This is a genomic window from Pseudomonas imrae (genome assembly GCF_046352735.2).
GTDB lineage: Bacteria > Pseudomonadota > Gammaproteobacteria > Pseudomonadales > Pseudomonadaceae > Aquipseudomonas > Aquipseudomonas imrae.
Window position 1 is genome coordinate 2,667,791 of the sequence record NZ_CP110853.2, and the last position, 16,128, is coordinate 2,683,918.

Consider the following 16,128-nt stretch of genomic DNA (forward strand, 5'->3'; position numbering starts at 1 on the left):
ATCCGAGGCATGAATCTTTGAAACCCTACCCTATTCATTGTGTGTCGATCGTTATTCCGGTCTACAACGAAGAACAGAGCCTGCCTGAACTGCTGCGTCGCACTCGGGCTGCGTGCGAGCAGTTGGCGTATGAATACGAAATCATCCTGGTGGATGACGGTAGCCGCGACCGCTCAGCGCAGTTGCTCGAAGATGTCGCGCTCGAGCCCGGTAGCCACGTGGTGGCGGTGATCCTCAACCGCAACTACGGCCAGCACGCAGCAATCATGGCCGGTTTCGAGCAATGCCGGGGCGATGTGGTGATTACCCTTGACGCTGACCTGCAAAACCCGCCGGAAGAAATCCCGCGCCTGGTAGAGCAAGCCGCCCTGGGTTTCGATGTTGTCGCCACGGTGCGCAACAATCGCCAGGACTCGGCCTTTCGCCGCTGGCCCTCACGGTTGATCAACCTGGCGGTACAGCGCTCCACCGGCGTGGCCATGAGTGACTACGGCTGTATGTTGCGCGCCTACCGTCGCACCATTGTCGACGCGATGCTGGCGTGTCGTGAACGCAGCACCTTTATTCCGATCCTGGCCAACAGCTTCGCCCGTCACACCACAGAGATCCCTGTTCATCACGCCGAGCGTGAACACGGTGAGTCCAAATACAGCGCCATGCGCCTGATCAGCCTGATGTTCGACCTGCTCACTTGCATGACCACCACGCCCTTGCGGCTGTTGAGCATTGTCGGTTTCAGCCTTGCCGCGCTGGGTATGCTTTTCGCCTTCTCACTGATTGTCCTGCGCCTGGCCTTCGGTGCCGACTGGGCCGGCGACGGTCTGTTTGTGCTGTTCGCCGTGCTGTTTGTGTTCACCGGGGGCCAATTCATCGGCATGGGCCTGTTGGGCGAATACCTGGGGCGCATGTACAGCGATGTGCGCGCACGCCCACGCTTCTTCATTGAGAAAGTGCTGCGTAACGAGCCCGCCGCCCCCGTCCCTGTGGTCATGGTTGACGGCCTGCCTTGCGCCCGTACTCCTTCTTTACCTTCCGATCAGGTTTCGTCATGAATCCAAAAGCTGTTGTCTTTGCTTATCACGATATTGGCTGTGCAGGCATCGAAGCCCTGCTCACCGCGGGCTACGACATCGCTGCCGTGTTCACCCATGCCGATGACCCCAAGGAAAATGCGTTCTACGGCTCCGTTGCCCAACTGTGCGCCCGCAAGGGCATTGCGGTGCATGCACCGGAGGATGCCAACCACCCGCTGTGGGTCGAGCGTGTTGCCAAGCTCAAGCCAGACTTCATTTTCTCGTTCTACTACCGCAACCTGTTGAGCGAGGCCCTGCTGGCCACTGCCGCTAAAGGCGGGTTCAACCTGCACGGTTCGCTACTGCCAAAATATCGTGGCCGCGCACCGGCCAACTGGGTCCTGGTCAATGGCGAAACCGAAACCGGCGTGACGCTGCACCGCATGGTCGAGCGTGCCGACGCGGGCGCGATTCTGGCCCAGCAGAAGGTCAGTATCGAACGCAGCGACACAGGCCTGAGCCTGCACGCCAAGCTGTGCGAAGCTGCTCGTCACCTGCTGAGCGATGCGCTGCCGCAACTGGCCCAGGGTACCCTGGCGGAAACCGCCCAGGACGAAAGCCAGGCCACCTGCTTCGGTCGCCGCACCGCTGCCGACGGCAAGCTGGAATGGAAAAAACCGGCTGAAGAGCTGTTCAATCTGGTCCGCGCCGTGACTCAGCCGTACCCGGGGGCGTTTTGCTCGGTCGGCGAACACAAGCTGATTGTCTGGAGCGCCGAAGTCGTCAAGGGCAATAGCGGCCAGGCGCCTGGCCGCGTGATCAGCGTGGACCCGTTGCGCATTGCCTGTGGTGAAGACTCGCTGGTGATCAACTTTGGCCAGCGCAACGACAATGGCTTGTACCTGGCCGGTGCGGCCCTGGCTGACGAGCTCGGCCTGGTGGACGGTTCGTTGCTGCGTGGCGCCGAATCGGGTCGCAAGCCGCGTCGTACCCGGGTATTGATCCTGGGGGTGAACGGTTTTATCGGCAATCACCTGTCCGAACGCTTGCTGCGTGACGACCGCTATGAAGTCTACGGCCTGGACATTGGTTCCGACGCCATCGAGCGTCTGCGCAGCCACCCCAACTTCCATTATGTGGAAGGCGATATCAGCATCCACTCGGAGTGGATCGAGTATCACATCAAGAAGTGTGACGTTGTCCTGCCGCTGGTGGCCATCGCCACCCCGATCGAATACACCCGCAATCCGTTGCGTGTGTTCGAACTGGACTTCGAAGAAAACCTGAAACTGGTTCGTTACTGCGTCAAGTACGACAAACGTGTGATCTTCCCCTCGACTTCCGAAGTGTATGGCATGTGCCAGGACCAGAACTTCGATGAAGACACCTCCAACCTGGTGGTCGGGCCGATCAACAAGCAGCGTTGGATCTACTCGGTTTCCAAGCAACTGCTCGATCGAGTGATCTGGGCCTATGGCGTCAAGGGCCTGAAGTTTACCCTGTTCCGTCCTTTCAACTGGATGGGCCCGCGTCTGGATCGCCTGGACTCCGCACGTATCGGCAGCTCCCGCGCCATTACCCAGTTGATCCTCAACTTGGTGGAAGGCACGCCGATCCGTCTATTCGATGGTGGCGAACAGAAGCGCTGTTTCACTGATATCGCCGACGGCATCGAAGCCCTGGCGCGCATCATTGATAACGAAAACGGCGTCTGTGACGGTCAGATCATCAACATCGGCAACCCGGACAACGAAGCGAGCATCCGCCAGCTGGGCGAGGAACTGTTGCGTCAGTTCGAGGCCCACCCGTTACGCGATAACTTCCCACCGTTCGCCGGTTTTCGCGATGTCGAAAGCAAGGCGTTCTATGGGGACGGCTACCAGGACGTGGTGCACCGCAAGCCAAGCATTGCCAACGCCAAGCGCCTGCTGGACTGGGAACCTAGCGTGCAAATGCACGAAACCATTGGCAATACCCTGGATTTCTTCCTGCGTGAAGCGATGCTGGAAATCGCGCAATCCAGCAAAGAAACCCATTAATGAAGGTGGGTTTGCGCATCGACGTCGACACCTATCGGGGCACCCGCGAAGGTGTGCCGCGGTTGTTGGAATTGCTCGATGAGGCCGGGATCAAGGCGACGTTCTTCTTCAGCGTCGGGCCAGACAACATGGGGCGCCACTTGTGGCGCCTGATCCGCCCGCAGTTCCTGAGCAAGATGCTGCGCTCGAATGCGCCTGGGCTGTATGGCTGGGACATTCTGCTGGCGGGTACCGCGTGGCCGGGCAAACCCATCGGCCGCGACCTGGGGCACCTGATGCGCCAGGCCAGGGTCGCCGGGCATGAGGTGGGCCTGCACGCATGGGATCACCATGGCTGGCAAGCCAACGCCGGACATTGGAGCCAGGCCCGGTTGGTAGAACAGATCCGCCGTGGCGTCGATACCTTGAGCGATATCCTGGGCGAGCCTGTCGACTGTTCTGCCGCAGCCGGTTGGCGGGCCGATGAGCGCGTGGTGCAGGCCAAACAAGGATTCGACTTGCGTTACAACAGTGATTGCCGCGGCGATAGCCTGTTCCGTCCGATCCTGGCCGATGGCAGCGCCGGCACACCGCAGATACCGGTGAACCTGCCAACCTTCGATGAAGTGGTGGGGCCACAGGTGGCGGCCAAGGACTTCAATAGGTTCATTCTCGACCGATTCACCGAATCGACATTCAACGTCTATACGATCCACGCAGAAGTGGAAGGGATTCTGATGGCCAATGATTTTCGCCAGCTGCTGGCCCAGGCCGGGCAGCGCGGCATCGATTTCCAGCCCCTGGGCAATCTGTTGCCGGCGCAACTGGCAACATTGCCCCTGGCGCACCTGACTCGCGGCGTGCTCAGTGGCCGCGAAGGCTGGCTGGGAGTGCAAAAGGCATGATTCGGCGTTGGACCCTGCCCCTGCTCTTGTTGGTCTTTGGCTTATGCTACCTGGCACCGATGGCGACTCATGGCTTGTGGATACCCGATGAGACCCGTTATGCGCAGATCGGCCAGGAAATGCTGCTGACCGGCAAATGGGCATCCCCGCACTTCATGGGGATCCGCTATTTCGAGAAGCCGGTGGCCGGTTACTGGATGATCGCCCTGGGCCAGGCCATTTTCGGACAGAACCTGTTCGGCGTGCGTTTTGCTTCGGCGTTGGCGACGGGGCTGAGTATTCTGCTGGTGTACTTCACGTCCCGGCGCTTGTGGAACGACCCGCGCAAGAGCCTGGTCAGCAGCGTGCTGTACATGAGTTTTATCAGCATCGCGGGGTCGGGGGGGTATGCCAACCTTGACCCGCAGTTCACCTTTTGGGTCAACCTCAGCGGCCTGGCCTTGTGGTTGTGCCTTGACAGCCACACTCGACGCGCCCGGTGGTGGTCATGGGCCTTGCTCGGCCTGGCCTGTGCCATGGGGTTCATGACCAAGGGCTTTTTGGCGTGGTTGCTGCCGGTGTTGATCGCCCTGCCCTATATGATCTGGCAAAAGCGTGCGCGAGAGCTGCTGACCCATGGATGGGTGGCGGTTACCGTGGCGATTGTCGTGAGCCTGCCTTGGGCCTTGATGGTGCATGCCCAGGAGCCTGATTACTGGCGCTTCTTTTTCTGGCATGAACACATCCAACGATTTGCCGGTGAAGATGCCCAGCACGATGCCCCCTGGTGGTACTACTTGCCCTTGCTGGCAGCGTTCAGCTTGCCGTGGGTCGCCTTGCTGCCCTCTACCCTGAAACAGGCCTGGCAGGAAAAGCGCGCGCAAAAGACCGGGTTTGTGCTGTTGTGGCTGCTGATGCCCCTGGCGTTCTTCAGTCTGAGCAAGGGCAAGCTGCCCGCTTACATCCTGCCATGCCTGCTGCCCCTGGCCCTGTTGATGGGCAACACCCTGACGAACAAACTGGCCGAGGCTCGCGGACGGACATTGCAGGTCAATGGCTGGCTAAACCTGGCTCTTGGCGTGCTGGGCTTGGTGGCCATAGTCTATTTGCAGTTGAAGAAGCCGCTGTACTCGTACCACGAGGAACTGCTCAGCCTGGTGCTGGTGTTTATCGTGCTGCTGGGCTGGATTCTCGCCAACCTGTTGCACGCCATACGGCCTTTGCACCTGTGGGCTGCGCCGGCGGTGGGTAGTTGGCTGCTGGTGGCGCTGGTACCCGCAGCCTTGCCCCATTCGGTGGTGTACAACAAGACGCCGGACCAACTGATCATCGATCATGTCCCCGAGCTGCAGCAGGCCTCAGCCTTGCTGAGCAATGACCTGGGGGCCGCTTCGGCCTTGTCCTGGAGACTGGGACGTCCGGAAATCATTTTGTACAACACTGTCGGTGAAGTGAAATACGGTATCGCCCTTCCAGACACCGCCTACCGCCGTGTCGATATCCCGCAGGTCCAGAAATGGCTGGCCAAGGCTCGTCAAAAGGGCTCGGTTGGCGTCGTAATGCGGGTCAAGGGCGACTATGCACGCATGGAACTCAATCGCCTGCCCAAGGACGCCAAGCGTTATGAGCAAGGCAATACAGTAATTCTGATCTTCCCACAGGTGCTGCCGTGATCACCCTCCTCCTGCTATTGGCCGCCTGCCTGCTGACCTGCCTGGGGCAGGTCTCGCAGAAATGTGCAGTCGAAGGCTGGCGCGGCCAGCCCGGCGGCTGGCGCATGAAACTGCGCACACCCTGGCTGTGGTCGGCGCTGATGTGCCTTGGCTTGGGCCTGCTGGTATGGCTGCTGGTATTGCAACGCCTGGAGGTCGGCATCGCCTACCCCATGCTGAGCCTGAACTTTGTCCTGATCACCCTGGTGGCGCGCTTTGTGTTTCACGAGGCGGTTGATCGTCGGCACTGGGCAGGCGTTGTGCTGATTATCACCGGTGTGGTGCTGCTGGGAGTCGAAGCATGAGCCGAGTGCGCGGCTTTATCCTGGCGCTGGGCAGCGTGACGTTGGTCAGCGCCGCCCAACTGGGTATGCGTTGGAGCATGACCCGCCTGCCACTTCCTGCCGACTGGATGGCCACCGTTGATAACGGCACCCTGGACCTGGTCGCTCTTGGCGGCGTGACCCTGGCCATTTTCGCCTATGCCCTGTCGATGCTCTGCTGGCTCGGCGCACTGCAGCATTTGCCGCTGGGGCGCGCCTATTCGCTGCTGAGCTTCAGCTATGCCCTGGTGTACCTGCTGGCCGCCGGCCTGCCGGTTTTCAACGAGCACTTGTCGCTGTCCAGAACCTTGGGGGTGGCACTCGTCATCTTCGGCGTCCTGACGATCAACTCCCGTCGCATCAGCACCACCCGCCAGAGGAAAACCCCATGAAAATCAGCGTATTTGGTAGTGGTTATGTTGGACTGGTACAGGCTACCGTACTGGCTGAGGTCGGCCACGATGTCATTTGCATGGACATCGATGCAGACAAGGTGCATCTGTTACAACAGGGGCACGTGAGCATTTTCGAGCCAGGGCTTGCCAGCCTGGTCAAGGAGAACCTGGAAAGCGGCCGACTGACGTTCACCTGTGACGAAAAGCTTGCAGTGGAGCATGGCGAAGTCCTGTTTATCGCCGTCGGTACCCCGTCGGACGAAGACGGTTCGGCGGACTTGAAATATGTCTTCTCGGTGGGCGATGCAGTGGCCCGCCATCGGGTCCAGCCGGTGATCCTGGTGGAGAAATCCACCGTGCCGGTGGGCACCGGCGACAGCCTGCGGGTCCATATCGACGACGCACTGCGCCGCTCTGGCCGCACGCTGGTGTTCGATATCGTCTCCAATCCAGAGTTTCTCAAGGAAGGTTCTGCGGTGACCGATTGCCGCCGGCCGGACCGGATCATCATCGGCTGTGAGCGTGAGGAAGTGCGCGACGTGATGCGTGATCTATATGCGCCGTTCAACCGCAACCACGACCGCATTATCTTCATGGACTTGCGCAGCGCCGAACTGACCAAGTATGCCGCCAACTGCATGCTGGCAACCAAGATCAGCTTCATCAACCAGATCGCCGAATTGGCAGAACATCTAGGGGCCGATATCGAATCGGTGCGCCTGGGGATCGGCGCCGACTCGCGAATCGGCTACCACTTCATCTACCCAGGCTGCGGTTACGGTGGTTCGTGTTTTCCCAAGGACATGCGCGCCTTGATTCACAGCGCCAAGCAGGCCAATTGCTCCAGCGACCTACTGGAGGCAGTGGAAGCCATCAACCAGCGGCAGAAAAGCAAACTGTTCGAGCGGGTCAAGGCCTTCTACAAGGGCGAGCTGCGCGGCAAGACATTCGCCTTGTGGGGCCTGGCATTCAAGCCTAATACCGATGACATGCGCGACGCACCCAGCCGTGCGTTGATGGAGTCGCTGTGGGCCGCGGGCGCCAACGTTCGCGCGTTCGACCCCGAAGCCATGCAGGAAACCCAGCGCCTGTACGGCGATGACCCACGACTGATGCTGATGGGCACGCCGGAATCGACACTGGGCGGCGCCGATGCCCTGATCATCTGCACTGAATGGCAGCAATTCAAGGCGCCGGATTTCAACCTGCTGCAACAACGCCTCAAGGCTCCGGTGATTTTCGACGGGCGCAACCTGTACGACACCGAGCGCCTGGCGCGCAAGGGTTTCCAGTATTTCCCGATGGGCCGCGGCGCATCGTGCACCTTGCCGATGCCGCAGCAGCAGTGGGTCCCGCGCTTGCTCGAGGCTTAGGCCTACCTTGTCGTCGCGCACGGCCTTCTCTCGAGGGGCATTGAGAAAGCTCCTACGGCAGTATCCGTAACGGCCTGTATGAGCGCCTCTTTCGGCTCTCGAGGGCCAACGGTAAACTCGGCTCGCAACTTGAGTTACTTAATTACCACCCACACCACTGCTCAACGCGTAGACAGCTGGGCGCTGGCTCAAGCCAAGCTATCCAGGGCATGTCTCTTTTGCAAAGGAATACCCAGTGTCTGATGAGCAAACGCCTGCCTCCGTATTCCCGATGCCCGTATCCAGCGAGCGTGTCAATGTCGGCTATATACCGGTCCCGCCCCTGGATCGACTGATGGAACTGCGCGATGCCCTTGTCGCGCTCAAGGGGCCGTTGGCCAATGACCCGTTGGTGCGGGAAAATGTACACAAGCTGCTGGTCAATGCCGAGAATCAGGAGCGCGTACTGGGCAAGGTCAGTACGCCCGTCGCTCAGCTGACGCGACTGGGGGATTAAGCCGTTGTCTATGCAAAATTACTGCACTTAAGCTGCATTAATATGCATTGGCAATCAGATTGATTGGTCGGCAAACTGCGCCGGTTCCTCCCCCAAATGCAGGAACTTTCGAAGGGCTTACGGGAAACCGAAGAGCCCTTTTTTTTGCCCGATTTTCAGATTGGATTTTCTTGCAATGCTCGCTCGCTGGTTACCCGCTGCCATCAATACCCGCCCCGCCGAATGGAGCCGTGCCGCGATTGGCATGGCCCTGGGCACCCTGTTCAGTATCTGGCTTTGTGCCCAAGTGTTCGGCCTGGAAGTCGCCCTGCATCTGCTGGGCCCTTTGGGCGCGTCGGCAGTCCTATTGTTTGCCGTGTCATCCGGCGCCCTGGCCCAGCCATGGTCGATTATCGGCAGCTACCTGTGCGCCAGTGTTGTTGCGCTGCTGGTGGCCAGGGTACTGGGACGTACCCTGGAAAGTGCCTGCCTTGCTGCCGGCATGGCGCTGATCCTGATGTGCTGGCTACGCTGCCTGCATCCGCCATCGGGTGGCCTGGCAATGACGCTGGTGCTGGCCGATCCGGCGACGATCGCCCTGGGTTGGCTGGAAGTCGGTCCGGTCATGCTCGGCGCTGGTACGTTGCTGCTCACGGCCCTGGCCTACAACAACCTGACACGCACCCGTTACCCCAAAGGCGCAAGCGAGCCAACGGTACTGGTTGCACCTCGTCCCCAAGAGGTTGATCCGAAGATTACTGCTGTCGACCTGGAACAAGCCCTGGCGCAGATGGAGCAGTTTTTCGATGTCACGCCCACCGAACTGGAACAACTGATCCACATCGCAGAAGATCATGCTCGCCGCCGCAGCATCGGCCAAGTGCTGGCCGGGCGTGTCTAAAGCGTACTTTATCGAGCGACTCCCTGCATAAATGCAAAGATGACCTGCACGATTCCGGCTTGTAATGGGCAAATTTGCACTGCTAGGATCGGGAAATGGTTCGTCCGCGAACATTTTGATAAAGAACAATAAAAGCAGGGAGTTATAGATGACTGCTCAAGTTCCAACGCAGGCGACATGCAGCGCCGTCTCCGTTCAGGACAATGTCCTTGCCCAAGTGCGCAACCACATCGGGCACCTCACCCTCAATCGCCCTGCTGGTCTCAACGCCATCACCCTGGACATGGTGCGCAGCCTCGCCGGGTACCTGCGTGCCTGGGCCGCGGATCCCCAGGTATATGCCGTGGTGCTGCGCGGCGCGGGCGAAAAGGCGTTCTGCGCCGGGGGGGATATCCGCTCGCTCTACGACAGTTTCAAAAATGGCGATAGCCTGCATGAGGATTTCTTCGTCGAGGAATACGCCCTCGACCTGATGATTCATCATTATTCCAAGCCCGTCCTGGCGCTGATGGACGGTTTTGTCCTGGGCGGCGGCATGGGGCTGGTCCAGGGCGCGGACCTGCGGGTCGTCACCGAACGCAGCCGTCTGGCGATGCCGGAAGTGGCCATCGGCTATTTCCCGGATGTGGGGGGCAGTTATTTCCTGTCGCGGGTCCCTGGCGAACTGGGAACCTATCTGGGGGTCACCGGCGTGCAGATCCGTGCCGCCGACGCACTGTACTGCGGGTTGGCCGACTGGTACCTGGACAGCGAGCGGCTCAGCCAACTCGACGAGAAACTGGATCACCTGCAGTGGCTAGACACGCCGCTCAAGGACCTCCAGGGCGTACTGGCCAAGCTGGGGCAGCAGCAATTACCCGACGCCCCCTTGGCCCTCTTGCGTACAGCGATAGACCATTTTTTTGCGCTGCCGGATATCCCGGCCATAGTCGGGCAACTACAGGCCGTGACCGTTGCCGATAGTCATGATTGGGCGATGAGTACCGCACAACTGATGCACACCCGCTCACCGCTGGCCATGGCCGTTACCTTGCAGATGCTGCGCCGTGGACGTCAACTGGCGCTGGAGGACTGTTTTGCCCTGGAGTTGCACCTGGATCGACAGTGGTTTGCCCGTGGCGATCTGATCGAAGGTGTGCGCGCCCTGCTGATCGACAAGGACAAAAAACCTCGTTGGAATCTATCAGAGCTACAGGCACTGGATGCCAAGCACGTCGAAAGCTTCTTCAGCGACTTCCAGCAGAGCGGGAACTAAGCCATGCAAGATATTGAATTTACAGAAGAACAGGTCATGATTCGCGACATGGCCCGCGACTTCGCCCGTGGCGAAATAGCCCCTCACGCCCAAGCCTGGGAAAAAGCCGGCTGGATCGATGATGCCCTGGTTGCAAAGATGGGTGAGTTGGGCCTGCTGGGCATGGTGGTGCCGGAAGAATGGGGCGGTACCTACGTAGACTATGTCGCCTATGCGCTGGCCGTGGAGGAAATTTCCGCCGGTGACGGCGCTACGGGTGCATTGATGAGTATCCATAATTCAGTGGGTTGCGGCCCGATCCTCAACTACGGCACACAAGCCCAGAAAGAAACCTGGCTGGCAGAACTCGCCAGTGGGCAGGCCATTGGCTGCTTCTGCCTGACCGAACCCCAGGCAGGCTCCGAAGCGCATAACCTGCGCACCCGCGCCGAACTGCGCGACGGCCAATGGGTGATCAACGGCGCCAAGCAGTTTGTCAGCAACGGTAAGCGGGCCAAACTGGCGATTGTATTTGCCGTGACCGATCCAGAGTTGGGCAAAAAAGGTATTTCAGCGTTCCTGGTGCCTACCGATACCCCTGGCTTCACTGTGGATCGCACCGAACACAAAATGGGCATTCGTGCCTCGGATACCTGCGCCGTTACCCTCAGCCAATGCAGCGTGCCCGAAGCCAATCTGCTGGGCGAGCGCGGCAAGGGCCTGGCCATTGCCCTGTCCAACCTGGAAGGAGGCCGCATTGGCATTGCCGCCCAGGCGCTGGGCATTGCCCGCGCGGCCTTTGAAGCAGCACTGGCCTATGCCCGTGACCGGGTGCAGTTTGACAAGGCCATCATCGAGCACCAAAGCGTGGCCAATTTGCTGGCAGACATGCAGACCCGGCTCAATGCCGCGCGTTTGCTGATCCTGCATGCAGCGCGCCTGCGCAGTGCCGGAAAACCGTGTCTGTCGGAAGCCTCCCAGGCCAAGCTGTTCGCCTCGGAAATGGCGGAAAAGGTCTGTTCTTCGGCGATGCAGATCCATGGTGGCTACGGCTACCTGGAGGATTACCCGGTTGAGCGCTATTACCGTGATGCACGCATAACCCAGATCTATGAAGGGACCAGCGAGATTCAACGGATGGTGATTGCCAGGGAGCTGAAGAACTATCAGCTATAAAACGGCTTCGATCTGGGCTGAAAAAAGCCTGGAGACACCCGTGCGTTGTTCCGGAGCCCGACTATTCTGACTGTCTGTTCCCTGCCACACAGTAGGTGTTTCATGAATGCCGTTGAACACCCTGCTCACCTCGAGCTAATCAGTCAGCAACGCTATATCCAGGCTTCCATGGAGGCAGTCTACGACTACGTGACTCAGCCGGATCGCTGGCACGAGTGGCATCCGACGTCCCTAAGCGCCGATACCGGTACGATCGGCACACTCGCTGCCGGTCACCGCTTCACCGAGACTATCAATTTGCTGGGTGTACGCATGCCCATGAGCTACAGGGTGCAGGTGGCCACTCCACACCAGGAGTTCAAAACCGTATTCACCTCGCAGGCCGTCAACGGCAGCATCCACTATCTGCTTGAACCCCAAGGCAGCGGGACTTTGTTCAAACGTGTACTCAGCTACGGGACCGAGTTGCAACTTCCCACCCTGCACAAGCGCATGATTGAGCTGTCGAACCAGGCGCTGGACCAACTCAAGCAACATCTGGAAGCATCCTGAGCTGACAAAACTGTCATCTCCCCTTCAGTTTGCCGACAGTCGCCCGACGCTAAGCTTCATGAGTTTCGGCGCTGTCGAACTTCCGTATAATTTTGAAACAAAACCATCTCGCCCACGGCCTGAAAGCGCGGAGAATGCGCTTCTCTGCGTTCCGTAATGGATAGAAATTGCTATGAAAAACACCCTGCGCATCACCGTGCTTTCAGCGCTGCTCATCAGTTCGCTGGCCCAGGCCGCCGACTTGATCCCTATCGACGTACACCGTGATGCCAACTGCGGTTGCTGCAAGAAGTGGATCAGCCACCTGCAAAGCAATGGCTTCAAGGTCAACGACCATGTTGAAGCGGACATGAGTGCGGTCAAGCAACGGCTGGGGGTCACCCCACGACTGGCGTCCTGCCATACCGCGGTGATTGATGGCAAATTCGTCGAAGGTCATGTACCTGCCGATCAGGTAATGGCCTTGCGCAAACGGGACGACCTGCTGGGCATCGCAGCCCCGGGCATGCCCATGGGTTCGCCCGGTATGGAAATGGACGGAATGAGCGATGCCTATCAAGTCATCGGCTTGACCCGTGACGGCAAAGACGTGGTGGTGGCTGACTATCCGGCACATTGATTGATGCTCGCCGGTTACACCGGGCTGTTTATCAGTGCCTTTGGCGCTGCGACCCTGTTGCCGCTGCAATCGGAGGCAGTACTGGTGGCCCTGCTGCTCAGTGGCGACTACTCGCTGTGGTGGTTGCTGGCAATCGCGACGCTGGGCAATGTCCTCGGTTCGCTGGTCAATTGGCTGTTGGGGCGCTCGGTCGAACATTTCAGGGCACGCCGCTGGTTTCCACTCAGTTCAGCACAGCTGGAAAAGACCCGCAGTCATTATCAGCGCTGGGGGCATTGGTCATTGCTGCTTAGCTGGGTGCCCATCATCGGCGACCCGCTGACGCTGGTAGCTGGGGTCATGCGTGAGCCATTGTGGCGCTTCTTGCTGATCGTCAGCCTGGCCAAGGCCTCCCGTTATGCCGTATTGGTGATGTTGACCCTGCAGTGGATCTGATCGTTAATCAACGCTTAATCCAACCGACACAGCATCCAGCCATCCCCCCTGGAGCTTTCCGATGCCTCTAGCTCGCGCATTTTGCCTCACCGGCCTGCTGGCCACCCTTTCCTTTTCCTCCCTGGCCGCTACCGATGGCCCTACCTACGGTCCCGAACTGCAGGGCTTTCAATATCCTTATCCGGTGGAGCATTTCAACTTCCAGTCCCAAGGCAAGTCATTGCAAATGGGCTATATGGATGTGCCCGCCAAAGGCAAGGCCAACGGCCGCGTCGTGGTGCTGATGCACGGCAAGAATTTCTGTGGTGCCACCTGGGAGGCCTCGATCAAATCGTTGAGCGAGGCCGGATACCGCGTCATCACGCCCGACCAGATTGGGTTCTGCACTTCCAGCAAGCCCGACCACTACCAGTACAGCTTCCAGCAATTGGCAATCAATACCCACCAACTGCTGGAAAAGCTCGGTATTCAAAAAACCACGATCCTCGGCCATTCCACCGGCGGCATGCTCGCCACCCGCTACGCGCTGCTCTACCCGGAACAGACGGAACAACTGGTGATGGTCAACCCTATCGGCCTGGAAGACTGGAAATCCCTTGGCGTGCCTTATCGCACCGTGGACCAGTGGTACGAGCGTGAGCTGAACATGTCTGCCGAAGGCGTGCGCAAATACCAGCGCAGCACCTACTACGGTGGCCGCTGGAAGCCCGAGTACGAGCGCTGGATCGAAATGCTGGTAGGCATGAACAAAGGGGCCGGGCAAAAACAGGTCGCGTGGAACTCGGCACTGATTTACGACATGATCTTCACCCAACCGGTTTATTACGAATTCAAGGACTTACAGGTACCGACGCTGCTGTTGATCGGCACCAGTGATACCACTGCCATCAGTAGCGATATCGCCCCACCAGCGGTCAAGGCCAAGCTTGGTCATTACGAGGTGTTGGGCAAACAGGCGGCCAAGCTGATTCCCCATTCGACGTTGGTAGAATTCCCAGGCCTGGGCCATGCGCCACAGATGGAAGAGCCGGCGAAGTTTCACAAAGCGCTGCTGCAAGGGCTGCAAAAGTGGTGAAGAGCCTTTAAGCGAAGGCGATGCTCGATATGGCGAAAATCAATGTGGGAGCCTGCCGAGGCAACTCCCACACTGGTTTTGCTGCGCTTGTAGGATTGCGTTACTTAACTGGTCGGTATTTTTGCGAGGTGTTCGGTATGTCGGTGCGAATCGCGGTCCTTGATGATTGGCAGAAAGTGGCCCATGGCGCAGCGGATTGGTCCGCACTGCAAGCTATTGGCACGGTGCATTTCCTCCATGACTACCCCGCCGACACCGCCACGTTGATCCAGCGCCTGCTGAACTTTGAGGTTATCTGCGTGATGCGCGAGCGGACCGTGTTCGACCGGGCGCTGCTGGCCGGGCTGCCAGCCCTGAAGTTGCTGGTAACCGGCGGAATGCGCAATGCCGCGATTGATATCGCGGCGGCCAAGGCCCTGGGCATTCAGGTCTGTGGCACTGACAGCTATAAACAGGCCGCGCCGGAGTTGACTTGGGCGTTAATCATGGCCTCCACCCGCAACCTGCTGGCCGAAGCCAATTCGCTGCGCGCTGGTCATTGGCAGCAAGGCCTGGGGGGCGATCTGCACGGCAACACGCTGGGCATCCTCGGGCTGGGCAGCATCGGCCAGCGGATTGCCCAGTTCGGCCAAGTGTTCGGAATGCGGGTGATCGCCTGGAGTGAAAACCTGACGCCAGAACGTGCGCAAGCGTCAGGCGTGACCTGGGTCAGCAAGCGGGAATTGTTTGAACAGGCGGACGTGTTGTCGATTCATCTGGTACTGAGCGATCGCAGCCGAGGCCTGGTAAATGCCGAGGCGCTGGGCTGGATGAAGCCGAGCGCATGGCTGGTGAACACCGCACGCGGGGCTATCGTCGATGAGCAGGCGTTGATTGATGCGCTGACCGAAGGACGCCTGGCGGGGGCGGCGCTGGATGTGTTCGATCAGGAGCCACTGCCCACCGAGCATCCCTTTCGCCGACTACCCAATGTGTTGGCCACGCCCCATGTGGGTTATGTCAGTGCGCAGAACTATCGACAGTTCTATACACAGATGATCGAAGATATTCGGGCCTGGGCCGGCGGGTCGGTTGTGCGTGTGCTGGGCTAGCGTTGGTTACATGAGGGGGTCTCCATTACATTTAACATCATATTTATTTTATATATGATTGTTATATAAGGATTTTGCATCGTGACAGATTACATTAAGTAGGATTTTGGCTGCTGCCATGACGAGTGCCTTGCGGGTGCACCGTTATTGGGCGGCATGGTCTCTGCGGGGCATCCGTGCGCACTAACAGCGGGCTCTTTCAAGGTCTAGGAGTGGTTGGGGTTGGGGTGTACATATCCGTTGCTGCGGTTGTGGCTGATATGGGTTTCGCCCTTACGGCGACTCACTTTTGGATAGAGCCCAAAAGTAAGCAAAAGGCTCTTGCCCCACCACTCGGTACCTCGCTCAGGCTCGGCATGCCCGCAGTCCGACATTGATTCGGGGGGCCGCCGCGATGGGCCATCCATGGCCCAGCGCGGCTAAACCGGCGTCCTGCCGGTTTACCCCCCAAATCAATATCGGACTGCGGCCAGCGTGGTTTAACGGGGCGCCTAAGATCAAAGTCAAAATCAAAAACAGAGCGAGGCGGCCTGACAGCCGACCTGATCGTGAGCGTACGCGCTGTTGCCTCTACATCCTTATTCGCTGACAACGTCAGCGGTCTGTTGATCTGCTCTGGCTCTGGCTCTGGCTTTTGATTGTGATCTTGATCTTGATCTTGATCTGAGGCGCCCCGTTAAACCACGCTGGCCGCAGGCAGGTATTGCGCAGTGGGCACCCCGGCAGGATGCCGGGGTAGCTGCCCTCGGCCATGGATGGCCGATGGCAGCGGGCCCACGGAGCAATGCCTGACTGCGGGCACACCGAGCCTGAGCGAGGTGCCGAGTGGTGGGGCAAGAGCCCTTTGGTTAC

Annotated in this window: 16 protein-coding genes; all 16 read left to right on the top strand. The window is 59.3% G+C overall.

Annotated elements, in window-relative coordinates; translation table 11 throughout:
- Positions 1–17: 17 nt before the first annotated feature.
- The gene (arnC, locus tag OQ460_RS11855) at positions 18–1,052 is read left to right on the top strand and encodes an undecaprenyl-phosphate 4-deoxy-4-formamido-L-arabinose transferase (RefSeq protein WP_410017682.1); all 1,035 of its coding nucleotides are present in this window, start codon (positions 18–20) and stop codon (positions 1,050–1,052) included.
- Positions 1,049–3,052: a bifunctional UDP-4-amino-4-deoxy-L-arabinose formyltransferase/UDP-glucuronic acid oxidase ArnA gene (gene arnA / locus OQ460_RS11860; RefSeq protein WP_410017683.1), complete on the top strand. Its 2,004-nt coding sequence runs from the start codon at positions 1,049–1,051 to the stop codon at positions 3,050–3,052. Before arnC ends, arnA begins: the two co-directional genes overlap by 4 nt.
- Positions 3,052–3,936 carry a 4-deoxy-4-formamido-L-arabinose-phosphoundecaprenol deformylase gene (arnD, locus tag OQ460_RS11865; protein ID WP_410017684.1) on the top strand — a complete coding sequence of 295 codons (885 nt, stop codon included), beginning with the start codon at positions 3,052–3,054 and terminating at the stop codon, positions 3,934–3,936. Before arnA ends, arnD begins: the two co-directional genes overlap by 1 nt.
- Positions 3,933–5,588, top strand: coding sequence for a lipid IV(A) 4-amino-4-deoxy-L-arabinosyltransferase (gene arnT / locus OQ460_RS11870; protein WP_410017685.1), 1,656 nt, complete (start codon positions 3,933–3,935; stop codon positions 5,586–5,588). Before arnD ends, arnT begins: the two co-directional genes overlap by 4 nt.
- Positions 5,585–5,932 (top strand): 4-amino-4-deoxy-L-arabinose-phosphoundecaprenol flippase subunit ArnE, encoded by a 348-nt coding sequence (arnE, locus tag OQ460_RS11875; protein ID WP_410017686.1) that lies wholly within the window; start codon positions 5,585–5,587, stop codon positions 5,930–5,932. Before arnT ends, arnE begins: the two co-directional genes overlap by 4 nt.
- On the top strand, positions 5,929–6,342 hold the full coding sequence (arnF, locus tag OQ460_RS11880) for a 4-amino-4-deoxy-L-arabinose-phosphoundecaprenol flippase subunit ArnF (RefSeq protein ID WP_410017687.1): 414 nt from the start codon (positions 5,929–5,931) through the stop codon (positions 6,340–6,342). Before arnE ends, arnF begins: the two co-directional genes overlap by 4 nt.
- Complete coding sequence (locus tag OQ460_RS11885) at positions 6,339–7,718, top strand: UDP-glucose dehydrogenase family protein (protein ID WP_410017688.1); 1,380 nt, start codon at positions 6,339–6,341, stop codon at positions 7,716–7,718. Before arnF ends, OQ460_RS11885 begins: the two co-directional genes overlap by 4 nt.
- Positions 7,719–7,953: 235 nt before the next feature.
- Positions 7,954–8,214 (top strand): type VI secretion system contractile sheath small subunit, encoded by a 261-nt coding sequence (locus OQ460_RS11890; protein ID WP_410017689.1) that lies wholly within the window; start codon positions 7,954–7,956, stop codon positions 8,212–8,214.
- Positions 8,215–8,389: 175 nt separating this feature from the next.
- A complete protein-coding gene (locus OQ460_RS11895; RefSeq protein WP_410017690.1) occupies positions 8,390–9,094 on the top strand; it encodes an HPP family protein in 705 nt (234 codons plus the stop codon).
- A gap of 148 nt (positions 9,095–9,242) precedes the next feature.
- On the top strand, positions 9,243–10,349 hold the full coding sequence (locus OQ460_RS11900) for an enoyl-CoA hydratase/isomerase family protein (RefSeq protein WP_410017691.1): 1,107 nt from the start codon (positions 9,243–9,245) through the stop codon (positions 10,347–10,349).
- A 3-nt stretch (positions 10,350–10,352) separates the two neighbouring features.
- Entirely contained in the window at positions 10,353–11,504 is a 1,152-nt protein-coding gene (locus OQ460_RS11905; RefSeq protein WP_410017692.1) for an acyl-CoA dehydrogenase family protein, read from the top strand.
- Positions 11,505–11,606: 102 nt separating this feature from the next.
- On the top strand, positions 11,607–12,056 hold the full coding sequence (locus OQ460_RS11910) for an SRPBCC family protein (RefSeq protein WP_410017693.1): 450 nt from the start codon (positions 11,607–11,609) through the stop codon (positions 12,054–12,056).
- A gap of 172 nt (positions 12,057–12,228) precedes the next feature.
- Positions 12,229–12,675, top strand: coding sequence for a DUF411 domain-containing protein (locus tag OQ460_RS11915; RefSeq protein WP_410017694.1), 447 nt, complete (start codon positions 12,229–12,231; stop codon positions 12,673–12,675).
- A gap of 3 nt (positions 12,676–12,678) precedes the next feature.
- Entirely contained in the window at positions 12,679–13,110 is a 432-nt protein-coding gene (locus OQ460_RS11920; RefSeq protein WP_410017695.1) for a YqaA family protein, read from the top strand.
- 61 nt (positions 13,111–13,171) lie between these two features.
- Positions 13,172–14,185, top strand: a complete 1,014-nt coding sequence (locus OQ460_RS11925) for an alpha/beta fold hydrolase (RefSeq protein ID WP_410017696.1) — start codon at positions 13,172–13,174, stop codon at positions 14,183–14,185.
- A 137-nt stretch (positions 14,186–14,322) separates the two neighbouring features.
- Entirely contained in the window at positions 14,323–15,276 is a 954-nt protein-coding gene (locus OQ460_RS11930; RefSeq protein ID WP_410017697.1) for a D-2-hydroxyacid dehydrogenase family protein, read from the top strand.
- Positions 15,277–16,128: the final 852 nt, after the last annotated feature.

Excerpts from the sequence above, each read along its gene's own strand:
- arnA (WP_410017683.1), top strand. The coding sequence starts at position 1,049 with ATGAATCCAAAAGCTGTTGTCTTTGCTTATCACGATATTGGCTGTGCA.
- arnD (WP_410017684.1), top strand. The coding sequence starts at position 3,052 with ATGAAGGTGGGTTTGCGCATCGACGTCGACACCTATCGGGGCACCCGC.
- arnT (WP_410017685.1), top strand. The coding sequence starts at position 3,933 with ATGATTCGGCGTTGGACCCTGCCCCTGCTCTTGTTGGTCTTTGGCTTA.
- arnF (WP_410017687.1), top strand. The coding sequence starts at position 5,929 with ATGAGCCGAGTGCGCGGCTTTATCCTGGCGCTGGGCAGCGTGACGTTG.
- OQ460_RS11885 (WP_410017688.1), top strand. The coding sequence starts at position 6,339 with ATGAAAATCAGCGTATTTGGTAGTGGTTATGTTGGACTGGTACAGGCT.
- OQ460_RS11895 (WP_410017690.1), top strand. The coding sequence starts at position 8,390 with ATGCTCGCTCGCTGGTTACCCGCTGCCATCAATACCCGCCCCGCCGAA.
- OQ460_RS11900 (WP_410017691.1), top strand. The coding sequence starts at position 9,243 with ATGACTGCTCAAGTTCCAACGCAGGCGACATGCAGCGCCGTCTCCGTT.
- OQ460_RS11905 (WP_410017692.1), top strand. The coding sequence starts at position 10,353 with ATGCAAGATATTGAATTTACAGAAGAACAGGTCATGATTCGCGACATG.
- OQ460_RS11910 (WP_410017693.1), top strand. The coding sequence starts at position 11,607 with ATGAATGCCGTTGAACACCCTGCTCACCTCGAGCTAATCAGTCAGCAA.
- OQ460_RS11915 (WP_410017694.1), top strand. The coding sequence starts at position 12,229 with ATGAAAAACACCCTGCGCATCACCGTGCTTTCAGCGCTGCTCATCAGT.
- OQ460_RS11920 (WP_410017695.1), top strand. The coding sequence starts at position 12,679 with ATGCTCGCCGGTTACACCGGGCTGTTTATCAGTGCCTTTGGCGCTGCG.
- OQ460_RS11925 (WP_410017696.1), top strand. The coding sequence starts at position 13,172 with ATGCCTCTAGCTCGCGCATTTTGCCTCACCGGCCTGCTGGCCACCCTT.
- OQ460_RS11930 (WP_410017697.1), top strand. The coding sequence starts at position 14,323 with ATGTCGGTGCGAATCGCGGTCCTTGATGATTGGCAGAAAGTGGCCCAT.